This is a genomic window from Aestuariirhabdus haliotis, from assembly GCF_023509475.1.
Classification (GTDB): domain Bacteria; phylum Pseudomonadota; class Gammaproteobacteria; order Pseudomonadales; family Aestuariirhabdaceae; genus Aestuariirhabdus; species Aestuariirhabdus haliotis.
Window position 1 is genome coordinate 1 of the sequence record NZ_JAKSDZ010000087.1, and the last position, 2,777, is coordinate 2,777.

The 2,777-nt window shown below is 41.2% G+C and carries 5 protein-coding genes; all 5 read right to left on the reverse strand.

What is annotated here, in order from left to right; translation table 11 throughout:
* Window positions 1-106: 106 nt before the first annotated feature.
* Window positions 107-508 carry a hypothetical protein gene (locus tag MIB40_RS19270; protein WP_249697127.1) on the reverse strand — a complete coding sequence of 134 codons (402 nt, stop codon included), beginning with the start codon at window positions 506-508 and terminating at the stop codon, window positions 107-109.
* Between the two features lie 118 nt (window positions 509-626).
* Entirely contained in the window at window positions 627-1,013 is a 387-nt protein-coding gene (locus MIB40_RS19275) for a hypothetical protein (protein WP_249697128.1), read from the reverse strand.
* 77 nt (window positions 1,014-1,090) lie between these two features.
* Window positions 1,091-1,747 carry a hypothetical protein gene (locus MIB40_RS19280; RefSeq protein WP_249697129.1) on the reverse strand — a complete coding sequence of 219 codons (657 nt, stop codon included), beginning with the start codon at window positions 1,745-1,747 and terminating at the stop codon, window positions 1,091-1,093.
* Between the two features lie 136 nt (window positions 1,748-1,883).
* Complete coding sequence (locus MIB40_RS19285; protein WP_249697130.1) at window positions 1,884-2,168, reverse strand: hypothetical protein; 285 nt, start codon at window positions 2,166-2,168, stop codon at window positions 1,884-1,886.
* Between the two features lie 65 nt (window positions 2,169-2,233).
* The coding region (locus tag MIB40_RS19290; protein WP_249697131.1) for a hypothetical protein at window positions 2,234-2,777 on the reverse strand (544 nt) is incomplete at its 5' end.

Here is a 2,777-nt window from a genome sequence, read left to right on the forward strand (position 1 = left end):
GTTTCGTTTGTTGAAGCTAAACTCCGTCGACGGTATCACTTTCATCACGCCCTTGACGGTATCTTGATGACGCTTGCCGTATTTCTCTTTCTGCTATAGCCCATAGTTATTTATACTTTTTTTTGAAGCATGCAATAGCCTCATTGTAGCCGTGGTCGGATGTTTTAACTTTTGGTCCTGATTTTTGGCCGTCAGGGAATACGGTAGTAATAGCTGCGTCTGAATTCGCACTGAAAATCATACCTGACTCTAAGCTGTTAGAAATCCAAACGCCAATATTTGAACCGAAAGATTCACTGTTGACACGAGCAGCGACAAAGTACAAATTTTTAAAGTCATTTGATTTAATAGCTACAGATTGCTTTGCATCAACAGTTGCATCTGGAAATCGTAGGCTAGTAGCTAAAATGTCTGCGACCTTTGGATTGTAGGTGCAATCGCTGGCTTGAGCTGACAAAGACGTTAGGCTTAAAGAGATAATTGCTAGAGTATTCTTGATTGTTTTCATATTCTCTCCCTGAGGGTATCGCCGCCAGCAACTGCCGGAGTGAAATGGCTGATTTTTGCGCCTTTTTGCAAAAAAGAAGACAGTTTACGGAGGTCAGATTGACTGGCCTTGATAGAAATTAAGCTGCCCATAGCATTGCACCAAAACCAAATATCACCAAAGGCCCTATTACTGCAGGACGAGTAGGGCCAAACAAAATCTTTTGGCCTAATATCTTTTTATGCGCTACGATCCTAATTGGGCTCTTATACAAAAAATACAAAAAGAAAGCAGTTAATAGAGCCGAGACAGATATATAAATAGAAATATGATACCCCTCAAGAAGAACGATCAAACCTGCACACGCAATGATCGGAGCAACTATCGTGAGTAACACTTCATGCATTAAATTTGGAGCCACCTCACCTTTGCAATATGGACAATTAATCAACCCCAAGAAATACATCAAAGGATTCTTGCGCTCTATTTTTCCATATTTACAACTTGGACAGACAATTTCGTTCATCTTTTTTCTAACGCCGCCAGCAGGGGCCGAAAAACCAGAGCGAAGCGGCGGTTTTTTGGTCCCTCTGGCTGGCTTTGTTATGCGTCATTTTCTATTAACCACTTACAAAACGGATCGTTCGAGTCTTCATCTCCAAACTCCGCAGGTTCTTTAACTATGTCACTTGCCTTTCTTGGGATAGAGGTTTGAAACTCATGAACTAGCCAATCCTGATATTTCAAATTTGGTTGAACCACAAAGTTACTATTTTTGAAGCTTTCGCTAGGTGTAAGTTCAAACTCATCATTCCAGCAGATTTCATCGTAACCTATGGCGATGAGCCTCAAAAAGTCCAGAGGGTCATCACACAAGACACAAGCCAGCATAGATCCAGAGCCTGATCCTATATGTACAATCCTTTGTTGCCCTTCATCGTCAATCCAAAACGCAGCCATTGACCCATCACCACCAGTTCTGGCGAAGACCCGAAGTCGGCCCTTTGTTTTTTCATTTATGAAATAAAATAAATCGCAGTCTTTCTCGGCGTAGAATTCAATTAATGTTCCGCCAGGCCTTTCATTGTCTCCCCACTCAGATCTAAGCTTGCTGATTGGGTATAGATAACCAACCCTCCCATCTTCCGTATCTTCGTAGAAGCCGTTTTTTTCAATCCAACTGAAGAGCTTTTCGAAGACATCTGGAATCTTCATCGGCTCTAGCAATATTTCGTCTATTTGATTGGATAGCGAACTCAACTACGAAGCTCCTTCTTACGCATAACGCCGCTGTATGGGTCATTTTTTGTGGAGTGGATTTTTGGGGTGCAGTGGCGGAGCCACCCCAAAACGGAGCGGATAGAAAAATGTCCCTATGACAGCCTGGTTATGCATATTACCCCCTGACCTTGCCGAGAAAACTATCTAGTTTAATTAGATCATCGCCTAAATCTGCCGACCAATAGCTTTTTAAAACAAGATACAACTCATCATTTATATGTGCTTTGTTAGGGGGTTCCCCTGTCATTTCCTCTAGCTCTAGATAGGCTTCAATAAGAGCCAATGCTCCTGCCCAAGATTCGTATGCTGCCCCGCCAAAAATTTCAACTATTATAGCCCCAGATACATTGGGCTGCCTTTTCATAAGCTTTGATTTAAGCACATCAATATCTTCAGCCATGATTCTCTACTTGTGCATAACGTTTTTCGGTTGCGGTGAGGTCACGAATCCGCAACCCGTGCTTGTTAAGTACGGGTTGCCAATCCAACCGCCATACATTTATTTTTTACAGGTATAAAAACATAAATATACCTGCCGTGGAATTCTGATTCAGCGCTTATTACTTTTACTTCGTTTGACGATACAGGATCAATCTCGGGTTCAATTAATCGATAGGACATTTGAATATATTCGACTATATCCCAACCAAAAAGTTTAAGTAGAGACTCATCCTTAACAGCTAATTTTGATAGGACGTTCTCTTGCAGTACTTTATCCAATCCTTTGTAGTCGATAACTAATTCGTCACTAAGAGTCACCTCCCGATCAGATAAATGATTTTTAAAATCGCCTACCACATCATCTTTTAGATCAAACACTTCCACCCAAAAATCGCAGCGATTTCCACTTAACCTTCTAAGAGCATGAAGGTATCCATCTAAATTTAGTAAGGGTTCTTTATCCATTTCAGTACTTAACGAGGCTGTAGAAAAACGATAACCACTAAATCGATATCTACACCCTGCATTCCTTTGTTTTCGATGTCGGTTATTTAACCAAATCCATTCA